This window comes from Micromonospora sp. DT46 (assembly GCF_049841735.1).
Taxonomy (GTDB): Bacteria; Actinomycetota; Actinomycetes; order Mycobacteriales; family Micromonosporaceae; genus Micromonospora; species Micromonospora reichwaldensis.
On record NZ_JBNCKW010000002.1, the window covers coordinates 724,775 to 738,273 of the forward strand.

Sequence of the window (13,499 nt, forward strand, 5' to 3'; positions counted from 1 at the left end):
TTTCTGGTGCCGGGGGGGGGGGGGGGGGGCGCCCGCGGGGGGGGGGGGGGGGCCCCGCCCCCCCCCCCCCCCCCCCCCCCCCCCCCCCCCCCCGACTCCCCCGGCCGCCGCCCGGCCCTCGGCCTCTTCCGGCCCGCCGGCCGCCGGTCCCGCGCCCTCCGCGTCGGTTCCGCTCGCCTCCCGGGTACGCCTCACCGCGGTCGAGAAGGCTCCCCGACCGGCCGACCTGCCCGACGGGATCGACTGGCTCGACGAGATCCCCGACGGGATCACCGGGCTGCTGGTGGCCACCGAGTGGCTGGACAACGTGCCGCTCGACGTGGCGGTGCACACCGCCGAAGGGTGGCGCTACCTGCTGGTCGACCCGGCCACCGGCGAGGAGACCGTGGACGACCCGGTCGACCCCGCCGACGCGGACTGGCTCACCCGGTGGTGGCCGGTGCCGGCGGCCGACATCGACGGGACCGGCCCGGCCGGGTCGGGGCTCCGGACGGCCCGATCGGCGGAGGGATCAAACCTGACCGCCCGGAGCGACCGCCTGGAACCCCTGACAGCAGTCAGAGCCGAGATCGGCCGGACGCGCGACGAGGCCTGGGCCGAGGCGGTGGGAAAGCTCGACCGGGGGCTGGCGCTGGCGGTGGACTACGGGCACCTGCGGGACGGCCGGCCCGTGGACGGGACGTTGACCGGGTACCGGGGCGGGCGGCAGGTGCCCCCGGTGCCGGACGGGAGCCGCGACGTCACCGCGCACGTCGCCGTCGACTCGGTCGCCTCCGCCGGCGCCCGGGTCGCGCGGTGCGCGTACGACCTGGTGTCGCAGCGGGAGGCGCTGCGGGCGCTCGGGGCCGACGGCGGCCGACCCCCGCTCAGCCTGGCCGCCAGCGACCCGGCCGGGTACGTGCGGGCGCTCGCCGCCGCGTCGGCGGTGGCCGAGCTGACCGACCCGGCCGGGTTGGGCGGGCACTGGTGGCTGCGGCAACCGGTCGGCGTCGACCCCGCGCGGTTCATGGCACGATGACGTCCATGACCACGGACGCTGGCGACCTCCGCGAGCTGACCGTCGGCACCGGGGCCGGCGGCGATCAGCTCGGCACCGACATGGTGCTCAACATCGGGCCGCAGCACCCCTCCACGCACGGCGTGCTCCGGCTCAGGCTGGTGCTCGACGGCGAGCGGGTGGTGGCCTGCGAGCCGATCGTCGGCTACATGCACCGGGGCGCCGAGAAGCTCTTCGAGGTCCGCGACTACCGACAGATCATCGTGCTGGCCAACCGGCACGACTGGCTCTCGGCCTTCTCCAACGAGCTGGGCGTGGTGCTCGCCGTCGAACGGCTGATGGGCATGGAGGTGCCGGAGCGGGCCACCTGGCTGCGGATGGCCCTCGCGGAGCTGAACCGGGTGCTCAACCACCTGATGTTCCTCGGCTCCTACCCGCTGGAGATCGGCGCGATCACGCCGATGTTCTACGCGTTCCGCGAACGGGAGACCATCCAGGCGGTCATGGAGGAGGTCTCCGGCGGCCGGATCCACTACATGTTCAACCGGGTCGGTGGGCTCAAGGAGGAGATCCCCGCCGGCTGGACCGGCCGGGCGCGGGCCGCCATCGCCGAGGTCCGCCGGCGGATGCCGGACCTGGACAACCTCATCCGGCGCAACGACATCTTCCTGGCCCGTACGGTCGGCGTCGGGGTGCTCTCCGCGGCGGACGCCGCCGCGTTCGGCGCGTCCGGGCCCGTCGCCCGGGCCTCCGGCCTCGACCTGGACCTGCGCCGCGACGAGCCCTACCTGGCCTACGACCAGCTGGACGTGCCGGTGGTGACGAAGACCGCCGGGGACTGCCACGCCCGCTTCGAGGTGCTGCTCGACCAGGTGTACGCCTCGCTCGACCTCGCCGAGCAGTGCCTGGACCGGGTGGACCGGCTCACCGGGCCGGTCAACACCCGACTGCCGAAGGTGCTCAAGGCCCCCGAGGGGCACACCTACGCCTGGACCGAGAACCCGCTCGGCATCAACGGCTACTACCTGGTCTCCCGGGGCGAGAAGACGCCGTGGCGACTGAAGCTGCGCACCGCGTCGTACGCGAACGTGCAGGCGCTGGCCACCCTGCTCCCCGGCTGCCTGGTACCGGACCTGATCGCCATCCTCGGCTCGATGTTCTTCGTGGTCGGCGACATCGACAAGTGACCCGGCCGCGTACGCCCGTCCGGTCGCGGCGGGCGGCGCGGCGGCTGCCCGGTCGGAACCGCCGTCCGGGGTCAGCGCCAGCGGTCGGCGTTGCGGGCTCCGCCCGCGCGGGGCTCGTCGTCCTGCGGCGGGTAGCCGTAGGGCTCCTCCTGCCGCCGGCCGTACCGCTGCGGCTCGGGCTCCGCCCGACGGGTGCGGTGCGCCTCGGGCTGACCGGCGTCGTGCCGCGCCTCGGGCTGCTGTCCCCGCTGACGGGGCGCACGCCACTCGTCGGGCACCGGCACCCCGCCGGCCGGCAGGGCCGGGGCGCCGTCCGGCTCCGACCAGCCGCCGCGCCACCCGTCGTCCGCCCGGTCCGGACCCCGGCGCGGCTCGTCCCGCCGGACCGACGCCCAGCGGTCCGCGACCCGGTACTCGGTGCCGGTGGCGTCCGCGTGCACCTCGGCACGCCGCTCCCCGACCCGCAGCTCCCGGCCCCGGTCGTCGTCGCGCACGGCCGCCCACCGGTCCCCGGCGCGCAACTGCGACCAGTACTCCCCGCTCTCCGCCCCCGCCTCGTCCGGCGGGTACGCCCGGCCGTGCCCGCGCGCTTCGACCGGCGCATCCCAGCCCGGTGCCCCCGCGCCGCCCCGACCCGGGTCGGCCCGCTGCTGTCCGCGCTCGTCGTGCCGCCCCGGCCACTCCCGCTCGTCGCGCTCGCCGGATCGCTCCCGGCCGCCGGGCTGGGCGGGCCGGGGCCGGTCGTCCCGGGCAGCCCCGGGGCCCGGCCGCGACACGTCGTCTTCCCGGCGTGGCCGGTCGTCGTGACGGGACCGGTCGTCCGGTTCGCCGCGCCCGTGACCGGCCCAGGAACGGTCGTCCGGCTCACCCGGCCACGGCCGCTCCTCCTGCTCCGGCGACCAGCGTCCCGCGTACCCGCCGCCGTAGCGGGCCCCTCGGTCACCGGGGACGGACGCGGCGCCGTCCACGATGGTGTGCCGGGTGGTGACGTGCACGGTCTCGGTGTGCCGCACCACCCCGAGCGAACGGGCCGAAGGCTGGCTCGTCGGCTCCGCCGGCCGGGCCGCCCCGTACACCCCGGCCGTTCCGCCGGCGGCCGGCCGGTCCGGGCCGTACCCACCGGCCGTGCCCGGGGCCGGCCCGTCCGTGCCGTACCCGGCGGCCGGGGCGGCCACGGGCCGCGCGGCACGCGGAGTCGGCTGCGGCCTGCCGGCGGGCTCCTCGTCGTCCCGGTCCGCGCGTCCCCGGCGGTGCACCGCGTCGTCCTGGTCCGGCACCTGCCGGCGGCCGGGGACCGCGTCGTCGACGGACGCCCGCGCCCGGCCGGCGCCGGCCGGGGCGTCGACGCCGGCCAGCGCGGCGCTGCTCGCGTCCAGCCGCCGACGCAGCGCGGCGACCTCGTCCTGCGCCCGCTGGGCGTGGTCGAGCGCCTGGTTGCCGCGTTGGGCGGCGGCCACGATCTCCCCGCGCAACTCGCGGCGGAGTTCCTCGATCTCGTCCAGCAGCTCGTCGGTGCGGGCCGGGCCCGCACCGTCGGCGCGCAACGCGATCGACAGGCCGATCAGGACGACGGCCAGGATGGCCAGCACGGCGGCGAACCGCAGCGGGCCGTTGCCGTCGGCGACGAGCAGGATCAACGCCGCCACCGGCGCCAGGGCGACACCGATCCAGAAGAGCACGGTAAGCAGTGACGGACTGCGCTTGTCGGCGGGGGCGACCGGGGCTGGCATGGGTCCGGAGCCTACCGAGAGCTGCCCCGCCCGGGAAAGGGTGAACGGGGCATCCGGCATCTTCGCCGCCGATCGCCCCACGCGCCGTCGACCGCTGACCGCGGCGGCCGCCCGTCGGCCGCCGGTGGCACGGGGCCACCGGCGGCCGGTCGGGCATCAGCCGACGGCCAGTGCGCCGTCCGAGGAGAACACCAGGCCCACGCTCGCGGCCCCGGTCTTCAGCGCGTTCTTGGTCTGCGGGCCGCCCTGGTCCAGCGAGCTGAACGAGCCGGCCTTGAAGTCGTAGACCTGGACGAGCCCCGCCTGGCACTTCGGCCGCTGCGGGCACTCCGGCGGCCCGGCCAGCACCGTGGCCTGGCCCGAGCACTTGGCGGCCAGCTCGGAGAGCGTGCTGACGCCGTACTTGTCGGCGAACGCCTTCGTCACGGCGAAGGCGTTCTGGTCCTGCGCGGCGGCGGGCGTGCCGAAGACGAGGCCCGCCTTGTCGCCGGCCGCCTTGAGCGCCGCGACGGTCTTCTCCAGCTCCGGCGACGACACAGGCTGGGCGTCCTTGCCGTTGGCCTTGGTGTTGAGGAACTCGGCCATGGTCGCCGCGTACTCCGGGACGACCTGGATCTCGCCCTTCTCCAGGGCCGGCTCGTAGAGCTCGCGGTTGCCGATCTGCTGCACCTTGGCGTCGTAGCCGGCGGCCGTCAGGGCGATCTTGTAGAGCTCGGCCAGGATCTGGTTCTCCGTGAAGTTGGCCGCGCCGATCACGATCTGCCCACCGGGGCCCTTGGCGATGCCCGCGGTGACGCCGTTGGCCGCCGCAAACTCCTCGGCCGCCTTCTGGGCCGTCTTGCGGTCGACGTCGACCGCCTTGTTCAACTGGATCAGCTTCGGCGTGTCGAGCGCGGCCGAGACCTTGTCCAGCGCCGCGATCAACTGCGGGTTGGCCGCGTCGGCGTTGACCGCCGGAATGACGTTGTCGGTGTTCTGGAGCTTCTTGTCGTCGTCGAGGACGACGAGCTGGTCACCGGCGACCGGCGCGCAGCCGGCGCCCGAGGCCGCCTGCTCCGGGGCGTCCGTGCCGGAGGAGCCGGCGTCGCCGCAGCCGGTCAGCAGCCCCGCCGCGGCGAGGGCTCCCACCGCACCGACGGCCAGGCGTGTACGAGCGCGCATCAGTGCCCGCCTTCCGTGTCCCGGCGCGACCCTGCCGGGCCGGCCGCGTGTCCGACGGGCGATCTCCGTCCGGCCGCCCGCTGTGTCCCACGGGCGGCTCGCGTTGCGGCCGCCCGGTTTCCCACCCCAACATCTTCCACGCGGGACCGACAACCCGAGGCGAGGTTTGTCACCGGATCGTCACCGGAAGTCAGCCGCGCCACCCCGTCATCGAGGTGTTCCGGGGTCCGTGGCGTCCAGGTGTTCCGGTCCCCGTGCAACGGTGGCCGGGTACGGCCACGCAACCCACCCGGCGAGGGAATCCGGGTGGGCGGCCGACGCTCAGCCGCCGGCCACCGCCTGCGCCGCCCGGCGGCGCGCCCGACGGCGGTCCGCCCGCAGCGGGCGCGGCGTGACCAGCCGCTCGACCAGGGCCAGCACCAGTTCCAGCAGCATGGCGAGCCCGGCCACCAGCACGCCGCCGGCGATGATCTGGCCGCCGCCGGCGGCGATGTCCAGGCCGAAGCCCGCCCGGATGATCTGGCCCAGTCCGCCGCCGTTGACGAAGGACGCCAACGCGGCGGTCGCCACCACCTGCACCGCCGCCGTGCGGAACCCGGCCGCCAGGTAGGGCACCGCCAGCGGCAGCTCGACGCGGCGCAGCAACTGCCACCCCGAGAAGCCCATCCCGCGCGCCGCGTCCCGGGCCTCCGGATCGGCCTGCCGCACCCCCGTGTACGCGTTGGCCAGCAGCGGCGGCACGGCGAAGACGGCCAGCGCGACCACCACCGACGGCCGGCCGAAACCGAGGAAGGTCAGCGGCAGGATGGTGAGCAGGGCGAGCGTGGGGATAGCGAGCGACACGTTGGACACCAGCACCACCAGGCCGCCGCCCCGGCCGGTGTGCCCGAGCCAGAGCCCGATCGGCCAGGCGACCAGGCAGCCGAGCGCCACCGCCGCCGCCGACATCGACAGGTGCTCGCCGAGCCGCTCCAGGACGCCACCCGGGTTCGTCCAGTTCAGCGGATCGTTGAGCCAGACCACCGCCGCCTCGACCGGATTCACCGGGACCGCCCCTTCAGCCACGGGGTCAGCAGCCGGCCCGCACCGGCCAGGACCAGGTCGAGCACCAGGGCGAGCAGGACGCAGAGCAGCGTCCCCGTCATGATCTGCGCCTTGTAGAAGTTGTTCTGGAAGCCGGCGAAGATGAGCTGCCCCAGGCCGCCGCGCCCGATCACCACGCCCACGGTCACCAGGGCCACCGTGGAGACGGTCGCCAACCGCAGGCCGGTGAGGATGCCCGGCAGTGCCAGCGGCAACTCGACCCGGAACAGCCGGCCCCAGCGGCCGTACCCCATCCCCTCCGCCGCCTCGCGGACCTCGGGGGGCACCTGGTTGAGCCCGGCGACGGCGTTGCGGACGATCACCAGGAGCGCGTAGAGGACCACCACGCTGAGCGCGGTCGCCGCGCCGATGCCCAGGTAGGGGGCGACGAATGCGAAGAGCGCCAGCGACGGCACCGTGTAGAGCACCCCGGTGAGGGCCAGGACCGGCCCGGCGAGCGAGCGGTACCAGTAGGCGGCCACCGCCAGCGGCAGCGCGATCAGGGCGGCGATCAGCACCGCGCGAGCGGTCAGCGAGGTGTGCTCACGCACGGCGGCGAGGATCGTGTCAGAGTTGTCCCGCACGTACTGCCAGGAGAACCACGGGTTACCCGGGTCGGCCCGGTAGCTCAGGCGGAAGGACATGTGTGGACGTTACCCCGGAGGGCACCGCCCCCGCCGAACCGCGCGCGGCGTCGATCACGCTCGAGGGCATCCGCAAGCAGTACCCGGACGGCACCGAGGCCGTACGCGAGCTGAGCCTGGACATCAGGGCCGGCGAGCTGGCGGTGCTGATCGGACCGTCGGGCTGCGGCAAGTCCACGGTGCTCCGGATGGTCAACCGCCTCATCGAGCCGACCGGCGGCCGGATCCTGCTCGGCGGCGAGGACGTCACCCGGGTCGACCCGGTCCGGTTGCGCCGCCGGATCGGCTACGTGATCCAGAACGTCGGGCTCTTTCCGCACCAGACGGTCAGCGCCAACGTCGCCACCGTGCCCCGGCTGCTCGGCTGGCCCCGTCAGCGCAGCCGCAGCCGGGTCGACGAGCTGCTGGAACTGGTCGGGCTCGATCCGGCCACGTTCGGCCGCCGCTACCCGCACGAGCTCTCGGGCGGTCAGCGGCAACGGGTCGGGGTCGCCCGGGCCCTCGCCGCCGACCCGGTGGTGTTGCTGATGGACGAGCCGTTCTCGGCCGTCGACCCGATCGCCCGGACCCGGTTGCAGGAGGAGTTCCTCCGGTTGCAGGCCGAGGTGCGCAAGACCATCGTGCTGGTCACCCACGACCTGGACGAGGCGGTCCGGCTGGGCGACCGGATCGCGGTGCTCTCCGAGGGCGGGCGCCTCGAGCAGTTCGACACCCCGGCCGCCGTGCTCGGCGCGCCCGCCACGCCCTTCGTGCGGCAGTTCGTGGGCGCCGACCGGGGCATCCGCCGGCTGGCGGTCACCCCCGTCACCGGCGAGGCCGTCGAACCGCTGCCCGAGACCGGGGTGGCCGAGCTGCCGACGATCCCGCTCGGCGGCTCGGCGTACGACGCGCTGGGTGTGCTGCTGACCTCGGCCGCGGACCGGGTCGTGGTGACCGACGGGGGGCGGCCCGTCGGCGTGCTCAGCCGGGCGCGGCTGCTCGAACTGGGCGCGCCCGAGCGGTGAGGCGCAGCCCGGTCAGGCGCGCCCGCCGAGGCTGGCCACGCCGATGATCCACCCGGACAGGAAACCGTAGGTCGCGCCGGCGCCGCCCGCCTGGATCGCCGTGAGCAGCGACGGTTCCGGGCCGAGGAAGGCGGCGATCAGGGAGGCGAAGCCGCCGGCCAGGACGTACGCGGCCCAGCCGGAGAAGAACTGCGTCCCCGACCCCTGCACCCGGGCCACCTGCGAGGTGGGCAGCAGGTAGAGGAAGAGCGCCGCGAGGATGACCAGCAGGACGGCCCGCAGGTTCGCCACGAGCAGGTTGCCGGTCGCCCCGTCGCCGTTGAAGAGCCACGCCGGCCAGGAGAGCAGTTGCAGGTACCAGCCGCCGGCGGAGTTCGGGTCCGTGCCGGCGGCCCAGCCGACGTACGCCGGGCTGCCGCAGACCGCGACCAGGAGGAGCGCCGCGAGCGCGCCCGTGCCCGCCGCCGTCCCGTAGCGACCGCCGGTGCGTGACGGGTTGGTGAGCGCCATGATCGGCTCAGTTCCCGGCGGACCGCGGGGGGCAAACCTGCTTGGGGCCGGCGGTCGCCGTCACTGTCGCGGGTGCTTCATCAGGTAGTCGATGAACGCGGCCCGCAGCAGCGGCGCCGACTCCTCGTAGCCGTGCCCGGTCAGCTCGCGCCACAGCGCCGCGGCCTCGTCGATCGTCGGCCCGACCGAGTTGGGCGCGCCGTCGAGGACGGCGGCCTCGTCCGCGTTCGGCAGGTGCCGCAGCACGGACCAGAAGAAGCGCACGTCGTGGCGCTCCCGGGCGACCGCGAACGCCCGCTCCCGCAGCTCCTCGGTGGACAGCGCGTCGAGTTCCTCGAACGACGGGCCGGCGGAGGACGATGGTGTGTCGGTCATGCCGCCGAGCCTAACCGGCGAGATCACTCCCGGCCCGGTGGACGCGGCGCGGGCTCACCGCTCGCCGGCGTCCCACCGGCGCGGGCCGCTCTCCCAGCCGGGGTCGCTCCACGGGTCCACCGGGCTCTCGGGGGACCGCCTCGGCACGGCGGGCGGCCAGTCGCCGACCGGGTCCGCCGGGGGCGCCGTCCAGCCCGTGCCGATCCGGCCGTCCCCGGCGGGGACCGGTTCCGCCGCCGCGCCGGTCGCCGGCCGCCCGTACGCCTCGACCAGCCGGGTGGCCAGCAGCCCGACGCCGAGCGCCGCCGCGCCGACCGCCCACCGGCTCACCGTCCAGCCCCGCGCCTGCGCGTACGCGGAGAAGACCGTGACCAGGCAGACCGCCAGCAGGGTGCCGAAGACGCCGCCCCGCCGGCCGTAGGCGCTGGTGCCGGCGAGCAGCGCCAGGCCGACCGCGAGCACCGTCCAGTCCAGCCCCGGGTCCGGCGCGACCGGGGCGGTGTCCCGGCTGGCCGTCAGCATGCCGGCCAGCGCGGCCAGGACCGTGGAGCCGACGAGCGCACCGGAGGTGACCACCGCCGCCACCGCGCCCCGACGGCGGGCGGGATCCACGACCGGGCGGAACCGGCCGACCACCCGGCGGACGGCCCGCACCGAGCCGAACAGACCGCCGAGCACCGCGACGGCCGCGAACCCGACGAAGAGGTGCAGCGCGCCGCGCTCCGGGTCGTAGTCGCCCTGCGGCAGGACCGACGCCGAGCGCTGCTGGATGTACACGACCACCCCGGCGGCGGCGGCGAGGGACGCGGCCCAGCCGGGCACGTGCAGCACCACCACGACCAGCGCCAGGGCGATCCCGCCCAGCGCGGCGACCAGCAGGGCCGGGCCGGCGGCGGCGCTGACGCCCCGGTCGCCCTGCTCGGCGACGTGCAGCGCGGCGGCGACCGCCACGGGGCCGACGGCCAGGTTCACAGCGGCCGTACGCAGGGTCAGCCCGGCGGCCAGCGCCAGCAGCCCGAGCACGACCGCGTCGAGGAGCAGGGAACGCAGCCCGTCGCCGCGCAGCGCGGCCGGCTCCTCCCGCCAGAGCAGGTACGCCAGGACGACCGACGCGGCCAGGAGCAGCAGCTCCCAGACGACGTGCACGGCGAACCGGTCGCGGCCGGGCTCACCGTGCGCGGGGTCGTCGAAGACGTTCTCCAGGACGGAGGCGGGGATGCCGGACGAGGGCTCGGGGGACGGCTCACGCCCCGGTTCGTCGTACCGCATGACGCCGCCTCCCACGTGGCCGCCGTCCAGCCTGGTCCGACGCGCGGGCGGACCGGGGCGGCGTTGCTCTCCGGTCGCAGGCACCGTACCCGCGCGGGAGGCCGGGCGTAACCCCCCGGGATCAGCGCGGGCCGGGGCGGCCCTCCCGGCCGCCGGGCTCGCGGTCCTCGTCGTCCTCCTGCTCGGGAACCCGGCAGGAGCGCTCCAGCCAGAGCGCCGCCCCCGTCAGCGCCAACCCGGCGAGCAGGCCGGCGCCGGCGATCGGCCGGTCGCCCATCGCGGCGTCGGTACGCTCCACGAAGAGCCAACCGGTCAGCCCGGCGTAGAACCCGGTGAAGATCGCGCCGGCCAGCGCGGAGGCCTTGGCGAGCACCACGAACCGGGCCACCAGCAGCGGATTGACCGGCTCGCGGCCCGGCCTGCGCTCGATGCGCCCCCGGGTGTTCACGGCGGCGTACGCCTCCAGCACGGCCAGCGTGGCGAGCGTGACCACCGGCAGCCAGGGCAGCTCCGGCAGGTAGTCGTAGTAGAGGGTGCTGATCAGCAACCAGGCCACCGCGGCGGCGCCGAGGGCGGCCACCACCAGGGTGGAGATCCGGGTGGGGCCCATCCGGGACCGCTCGGGGCCCGTCCCGCCCGGTCGCGGGGACTGCGCCTGCGTCATGCCGGCCGGCTCCACTTGGTCATGCCGTCGACTCTATCGCCAGATCCGGCCGGGGGCGCAGATCCAGCGCGTCGTCGGCCACCGGAGGAGCGTTGAGCAGGTCGGTCAGCCAGCCGTGCCCGGGCAGCCGCCCGTACGGCTGGAGGTCGATCCACGGCCGCAGCACGAAGGCCCGCAGGTGGGCCCGGGGGTGCGGCAGGGTCAGCTCCGGGTCGTCGCTGAGCACCGGCTCGTCGCCGTCGGCCCACACAGCGATGACGTCCACGTCCAGGGTGCGCGGCCCGAAACGCCGCTGCGGGTCGCGGGTGCGCCCGGCGGCGCGCTCCGCCGCCCGGGCGCGCTCCAGCCAGTCGTACGGGGTCGCGGCCGGGTCCTCGGCGAGCAGCGCGGCGTTCAGGTACGCGGGCTGGTCCGCGTCCCCCCACGGTGGAGTCTCGTAGACGCCGGAGACCAGGAGCACGCTGTCGCCGAACGTCGAGACGGCGGAGCGCAGGTGGGCGAGCCGGTCGCCGAGGTTGCTGCCCAGCGAGAGCAGGGCGCGGGTCACCGGTCCCGCCGCCGCGTCATCGTGACGGCCACGTCGGTGAAGGCGTGCGGGACGGGCGCCTCCGGCTTGTGCACGGTGACCGTGGCGGCCTCGACCCGGGGATCGGCCAGGCAGACGGCCAGCAGCCGGTCGGCGAGCGTCTCGATCAGGTTGACCGGCTCGCCGGTCACCACCGCGACCAGCCGCTCCGCCAGTTCGCCGTAGTGGACGGTGTCGCCCACCTCGTCGGAGCGGGCCGCCGGGGCGAGGTCCATCTCCAGGACGGCGTCCACCACGAAGTCCTGGCCCTGGGCGCGCTCGAAGTCGTACACCCCGTGCCGGCCGTGCGCCCGCAGGCCGGTCAGCTGGATCCGGTCGGTCATCGGTCTCCTCCGTGGTCGGCGGTGCGGTCCGCCCGGCCGGCGCCGGCGTGGGCCGCCCGGGCCCCACCGGTGGCGGCGGGCGCCAGGCGGGGCGCGCCCGTGGCCTGCCAGACGGCGAGGGCGTCCACGGTGGCCCGGACGTCGTGCACGCGTACGCCCCAGGCGCCGGCCGCCACCGCGAGCAGGCTGGTGGCGACGGTGGCCACGTCGCGGCCGTCCGTGGGGCGGGGGGTGCCGTCGGGGCCGGCCAGCAGCCGCCCCAGGTACGACTTGCGGCTGGACGCGAAGAGCAGCGGGAAGCCGAGGTCCAGCAGCTCGGACAGGCGGGTGCTCAGTTCCCAGTTGTGCGCGGCCGTCTTGGCGAAGCCGAGCCCCGGGTCGACGACGATGCGGTCGGCGGCGACGCCGGCCCGCAGCGCCTCGTCGACGCGGCGGCCCAGCTCGGCGCGCACGTCGGCGACCACGTCGGAGTAGCGGGCCAGCTCACCCATCTCCCGGGAGTGGCCCCGCCAGTGCATGAGCACCCATGGGCAGCCGGCGTCGCGGACGACCCGGGCCATGTCGGGGTCGGCGAGGCCGCCGGAGACGTCGTTGACCACGGCCGCGCCGGCGGCGAGGGCCGCCTCGGCGACCCGTGCGCGGGTGGTGTCGATGCTGACCGGCACGCCGGCGGCGGCCAGTTCCCGGATCACCGGCACCACCCGGGCCGTCTCGGTCGCCGCGTCGACCCGGTCGGAGCCCGGCCGGGTGGACTCGCCGCCGACGTCCACCAGGTGGGCGCCGTCGGCCCGCAGCCGCACGCCGTGTCCGACGGCGGCGTCGAGGTCGGCGTACCGTCCGCCGTCGGAGAAGGAGTCGGGCGTGACGTTGAGGACGCCCATCACCACCGGGTCCGAGGCCCGTACCAGATCGGTCACGGCTAGACGGTACCGGTCGGCCGGAGCGCCCCGGACGGACCGGGTCGAGGGCGATGACATGCGCATTCGAACGGGTGTACGATCGGTCGTCCCGGTCGGATCGGGCAGACTCTTCGCGGCTTGTCGCAAACAGTGGGTGCCCGTACGCTTTGGAACTGCCCGGCATCGAGATGGCGAAGCCTGGAGGGAGGGCCGAAGCGGGAGAATCCGCCCAAAGCCCACCACCCTCCGTGGTGGGTAACGAACGCAGGGTCGCCGACGCTGCGCATAGGGAGCACCGTTCCCGCCAGGCATGACTACTGCACCACCGCGGCGCCGCCGGCCGCGACTTGGGGAGGTTCCAGTGATCGCCATCGAGCTGATGGAGACGGCGACGTCCGCCGCCGCCCACACGCTCTCCGCCCTGGCGTCGACTCCACTCGCCGAGCCTGCGCCCAAGGGCATCGACACCGAGGGTGTCGTCACGTTCTTCGCCAGCAAGATCGCTCCGATCCTGCTGGCCGTGCTGGGCGTCATCTTCATCGGGCGCGCCAGCCGGGGTGAGATCTCCAAGGTCCTCACCAGCTCGGCGATCGCGATCGTCGGGCTCGCCTTCATCGCCGGAGCCGCCACACTCTTCTTCATCGGCGACTACCTGATCGACCTGATCTTCGAATAGGCGCGGGCACGAGATGCGGCTGCGCACCGACGACGACATCTACCGGGCTCGCCTGGTCTACCTCGGGCCGCCCGGCTACACCCTTCCCGTCCACCTGCCGTACGCCCAGTACGGGCTGTTCATGCTGCTCGTTCCCCTCTACATGTTCATCCACTGGCTGTTCACGTTGCAGGTCGAGCTCTTCCCCGCCTGGGAGATCGCGCTCGCCATCGTGAGCACCTCGTTCATCTTCCGGTACGTCGATCCGGACCGGCCCGCGCGCATGGTGATCCGCACCGCGCTGACCGACTGGCGACGGACCCGGGAGCCGGCCGCGGAGCAGCGGGACCCCCGCCTGGTCGGCAGTCGGATCAGGATCCGGGAGGAACTGGCATGACCGGTCGCACCCCGA

At 75.2% G+C, this 13,499-nt stretch carries 15 protein-coding genes and 1 pseudogene; 5 read left to right on the forward strand and 11 right to left on the reverse strand.

Annotated features, from left to right (window positions below):
- Positions 1-142: 142 nt before the first annotated feature.
- Both ACLQ20_RS07735 and ACLQ20_RS07740 read left to right on the forward strand, forming a co-directional pair.
- Positions 143-1,018: pseudogene (locus ACLQ20_RS07735) on the forward strand (SAM-dependent methyltransferase); the annotation flags it as partial.
- A complete protein-coding gene (locus tag ACLQ20_RS07740) occupies positions 1,015-2,184 on the forward strand; it encodes an NADH-quinone oxidoreductase subunit D (RefSeq protein WP_192581633.1) in 1,170 nt (389 codons plus the stop codon). The pseudogene ACLQ20_RS07735 and the gene ACLQ20_RS07740, both read left to right, overlap by 4 nt.
- A 71-nt stretch (positions 2,185-2,255) precedes the next feature.
- Here ACLQ20_RS07740 and ACLQ20_RS07745 read toward each other — a convergent pair whose 3' ends face one another.
- The 4 genes from ACLQ20_RS07745 to ACLQ20_RS07760 form a co-directional block, all read right to left on the reverse strand.
- The gene (locus ACLQ20_RS07745) at positions 2,256-3,914 is read right to left on the reverse strand and encodes a hypothetical protein (RefSeq protein WP_425854700.1); all 1,659 of its coding nucleotides are present in this window, start codon (positions 3,912-3,914) and stop codon (positions 2,256-2,258) included.
- Between the two features lie 156 nt (positions 3,915-4,070).
- Positions 4,071-5,075 (reverse strand): glycine betaine ABC transporter substrate-binding protein, encoded by a 1,005-nt coding sequence (locus ACLQ20_RS07750; RefSeq protein ID WP_151456517.1) that lies wholly within the window; start codon positions 5,073-5,075, stop codon positions 4,071-4,073.
- Between the two features lie 321 nt (positions 5,076-5,396).
- On the reverse strand, positions 5,397-6,119 hold the full coding sequence (locus tag ACLQ20_RS07755; RefSeq protein WP_151456516.1) for an ABC transporter permease: 723 nt from the start codon (positions 6,117-6,119) through the stop codon (positions 5,397-5,399).
- Positions 6,116-6,802: an ABC transporter permease gene (locus tag ACLQ20_RS07760; RefSeq protein ID WP_327029835.1), complete on the reverse strand. Its 687-nt coding sequence runs from the start codon at positions 6,800-6,802 to the stop codon at positions 6,116-6,118. The genes ACLQ20_RS07755 and ACLQ20_RS07760 overlap by 4 nt, the downstream gene beginning before the upstream one ends.
- A 2-nt stretch (positions 6,803-6,804) precedes the next feature.
- Between ACLQ20_RS07760 and ACLQ20_RS07765 the strand changes: the two genes are divergently transcribed.
- Positions 6,805-7,806 carry an ABC transporter ATP-binding protein gene (locus ACLQ20_RS07765; protein ID WP_151456514.1) on the forward strand — a complete coding sequence of 334 codons (1,002 nt, stop codon included), beginning with the start codon at positions 6,805-6,807 and terminating at the stop codon, positions 7,804-7,806.
- A gap of 12 nt (positions 7,807-7,818) precedes the next feature.
- Here ACLQ20_RS07765 and ACLQ20_RS07770 read toward each other — a convergent pair whose 3' ends face one another.
- From ACLQ20_RS07770 to folP, 7 genes are all read right to left on the reverse strand, one after another.
- Positions 7,819-8,316: a hypothetical protein gene (locus ACLQ20_RS07770; protein ID WP_151456513.1), complete on the reverse strand. Its 498-nt coding sequence runs from the start codon at positions 8,314-8,316 to the stop codon at positions 7,819-7,821.
- A 60-nt stretch (positions 8,317-8,376) separates the two neighbouring features.
- Entirely contained in the window at positions 8,377-8,691 is a 315-nt protein-coding gene (locus ACLQ20_RS07775; RefSeq protein WP_151456512.1) for a hypothetical protein, read from the reverse strand.
- A gap of 54 nt (positions 8,692-8,745) precedes the next feature.
- On the reverse strand, positions 8,746-9,960 hold the full coding sequence (locus ACLQ20_RS07780; protein ID WP_425854704.1) for an ABC transporter permease: 1,215 nt from the start codon (positions 9,958-9,960) through the stop codon (positions 8,746-8,748).
- 121 nt (positions 9,961-10,081) lie between these two features.
- A complete protein-coding gene (locus tag ACLQ20_RS07785; protein WP_425854705.1) occupies positions 10,082-10,624 on the reverse strand; it encodes a DUF3180 domain-containing protein in 543 nt (180 codons plus the stop codon).
- A 19-nt stretch (positions 10,625-10,643) separates the two neighbouring features.
- Positions 10,644-11,171, reverse strand: coding sequence for a 2-amino-4-hydroxy-6-hydroxymethyldihydropteridine diphosphokinase (gene folK / locus ACLQ20_RS07790; RefSeq protein ID WP_151456510.1), 528 nt, complete (start codon positions 11,169-11,171; stop codon positions 10,644-10,646).
- Positions 11,168-11,533: a dihydroneopterin aldolase gene (folB, locus tag ACLQ20_RS07795; RefSeq protein WP_151456509.1), complete on the reverse strand. Its 366-nt coding sequence runs from the start codon at positions 11,531-11,533 to the stop codon at positions 11,168-11,170. The genes folK and folB overlap by 4 nt, the downstream gene beginning before the upstream one ends.
- Positions 11,530-12,450 carry a dihydropteroate synthase gene (gene folP / locus ACLQ20_RS07800; protein WP_425854708.1) on the reverse strand — a complete coding sequence of 307 codons (921 nt, stop codon included), beginning with the start codon at positions 12,448-12,450 and terminating at the stop codon, positions 11,530-11,532. Before folP ends, folB begins: the two co-directional genes overlap by 4 nt.
- 343 nt (positions 12,451-12,793) lie before the next feature.
- On the opposite strand from folP, the gene ACLQ20_RS07805 reads away from it, so the two are divergent.
- Positions 12,794-13,108, forward strand: coding sequence for a hypothetical protein (locus ACLQ20_RS07805; protein ID WP_121401588.1), 315 nt, complete (start codon positions 12,794-12,796; stop codon positions 13,106-13,108).
- 13 nt (positions 13,109-13,121) lie between these two features.
- Positions 13,122-13,484, forward strand: coding sequence for a hypothetical protein (locus tag ACLQ20_RS07810; protein ID WP_089003089.1), 363 nt, complete (start codon positions 13,122-13,124; stop codon positions 13,482-13,484).
- Positions 13,485-13,499: the final 15 nt, after the last annotated feature.

Coding starts and splice junctions, on each gene's coding strand:
- ACLQ20_RS07770 (WP_151456513.1), bottom strand. CDS start 8,316: ATGGCGCTCACCAACCCGTCACGCACCGGCGGTCGCTACGGGACGGCG.
- ACLQ20_RS07785 (WP_425854705.1), bottom strand. CDS start 10,624: ATGACGCAGGCGCAGTCCCCGCGACCGGGCGGGACGGGCCCCGAGCGG.
- ACLQ20_RS07740 (WP_192581633.1), top strand. CDS start 1,015: ATGACGTCCATGACCACGGACGCTGGCGACCTCCGCGAGCTGACCGTC.
- ACLQ20_RS07750 (WP_151456517.1), bottom strand. CDS start 5,075: ATGCGCGCTCGTACACGCCTGGCCGTCGGTGCGGTGGGAGCCCTCGCC.
- folB (WP_151456509.1), bottom strand. CDS start 11,533: ATGACCGACCGGATCCAGCTGACCGGCCTGCGGGCGCACGGCCGGCAC.
- ACLQ20_RS07775 (WP_151456512.1), bottom strand. CDS start 8,691: ATGACCGACACACCATCGTCCTCCGCCGGCCCGTCGTTCGAGGAACTC.
- ACLQ20_RS07780 (WP_425854704.1), bottom strand. CDS start 9,960: ATGCGGTACGACGAACCGGGGCGTGAGCCGTCCCCCGAGCCCTCGTCC.
- ACLQ20_RS07745 (WP_425854700.1), bottom strand. CDS start 3,914: ATGCCAGCCCCGGTCGCCCCCGCCGACAAGCGCAGTCCGTCACTGCTT.
- ACLQ20_RS07810 (WP_089003089.1), top strand. CDS start 13,122: ATGCGGCTGCGCACCGACGACGACATCTACCGGGCTCGCCTGGTCTAC.
- ACLQ20_RS07760 (WP_327029835.1), bottom strand. CDS start 6,802: ATGTCCTTCCGCCTGAGCTACCGGGCCGACCCGGGTAACCCGTGGTTC.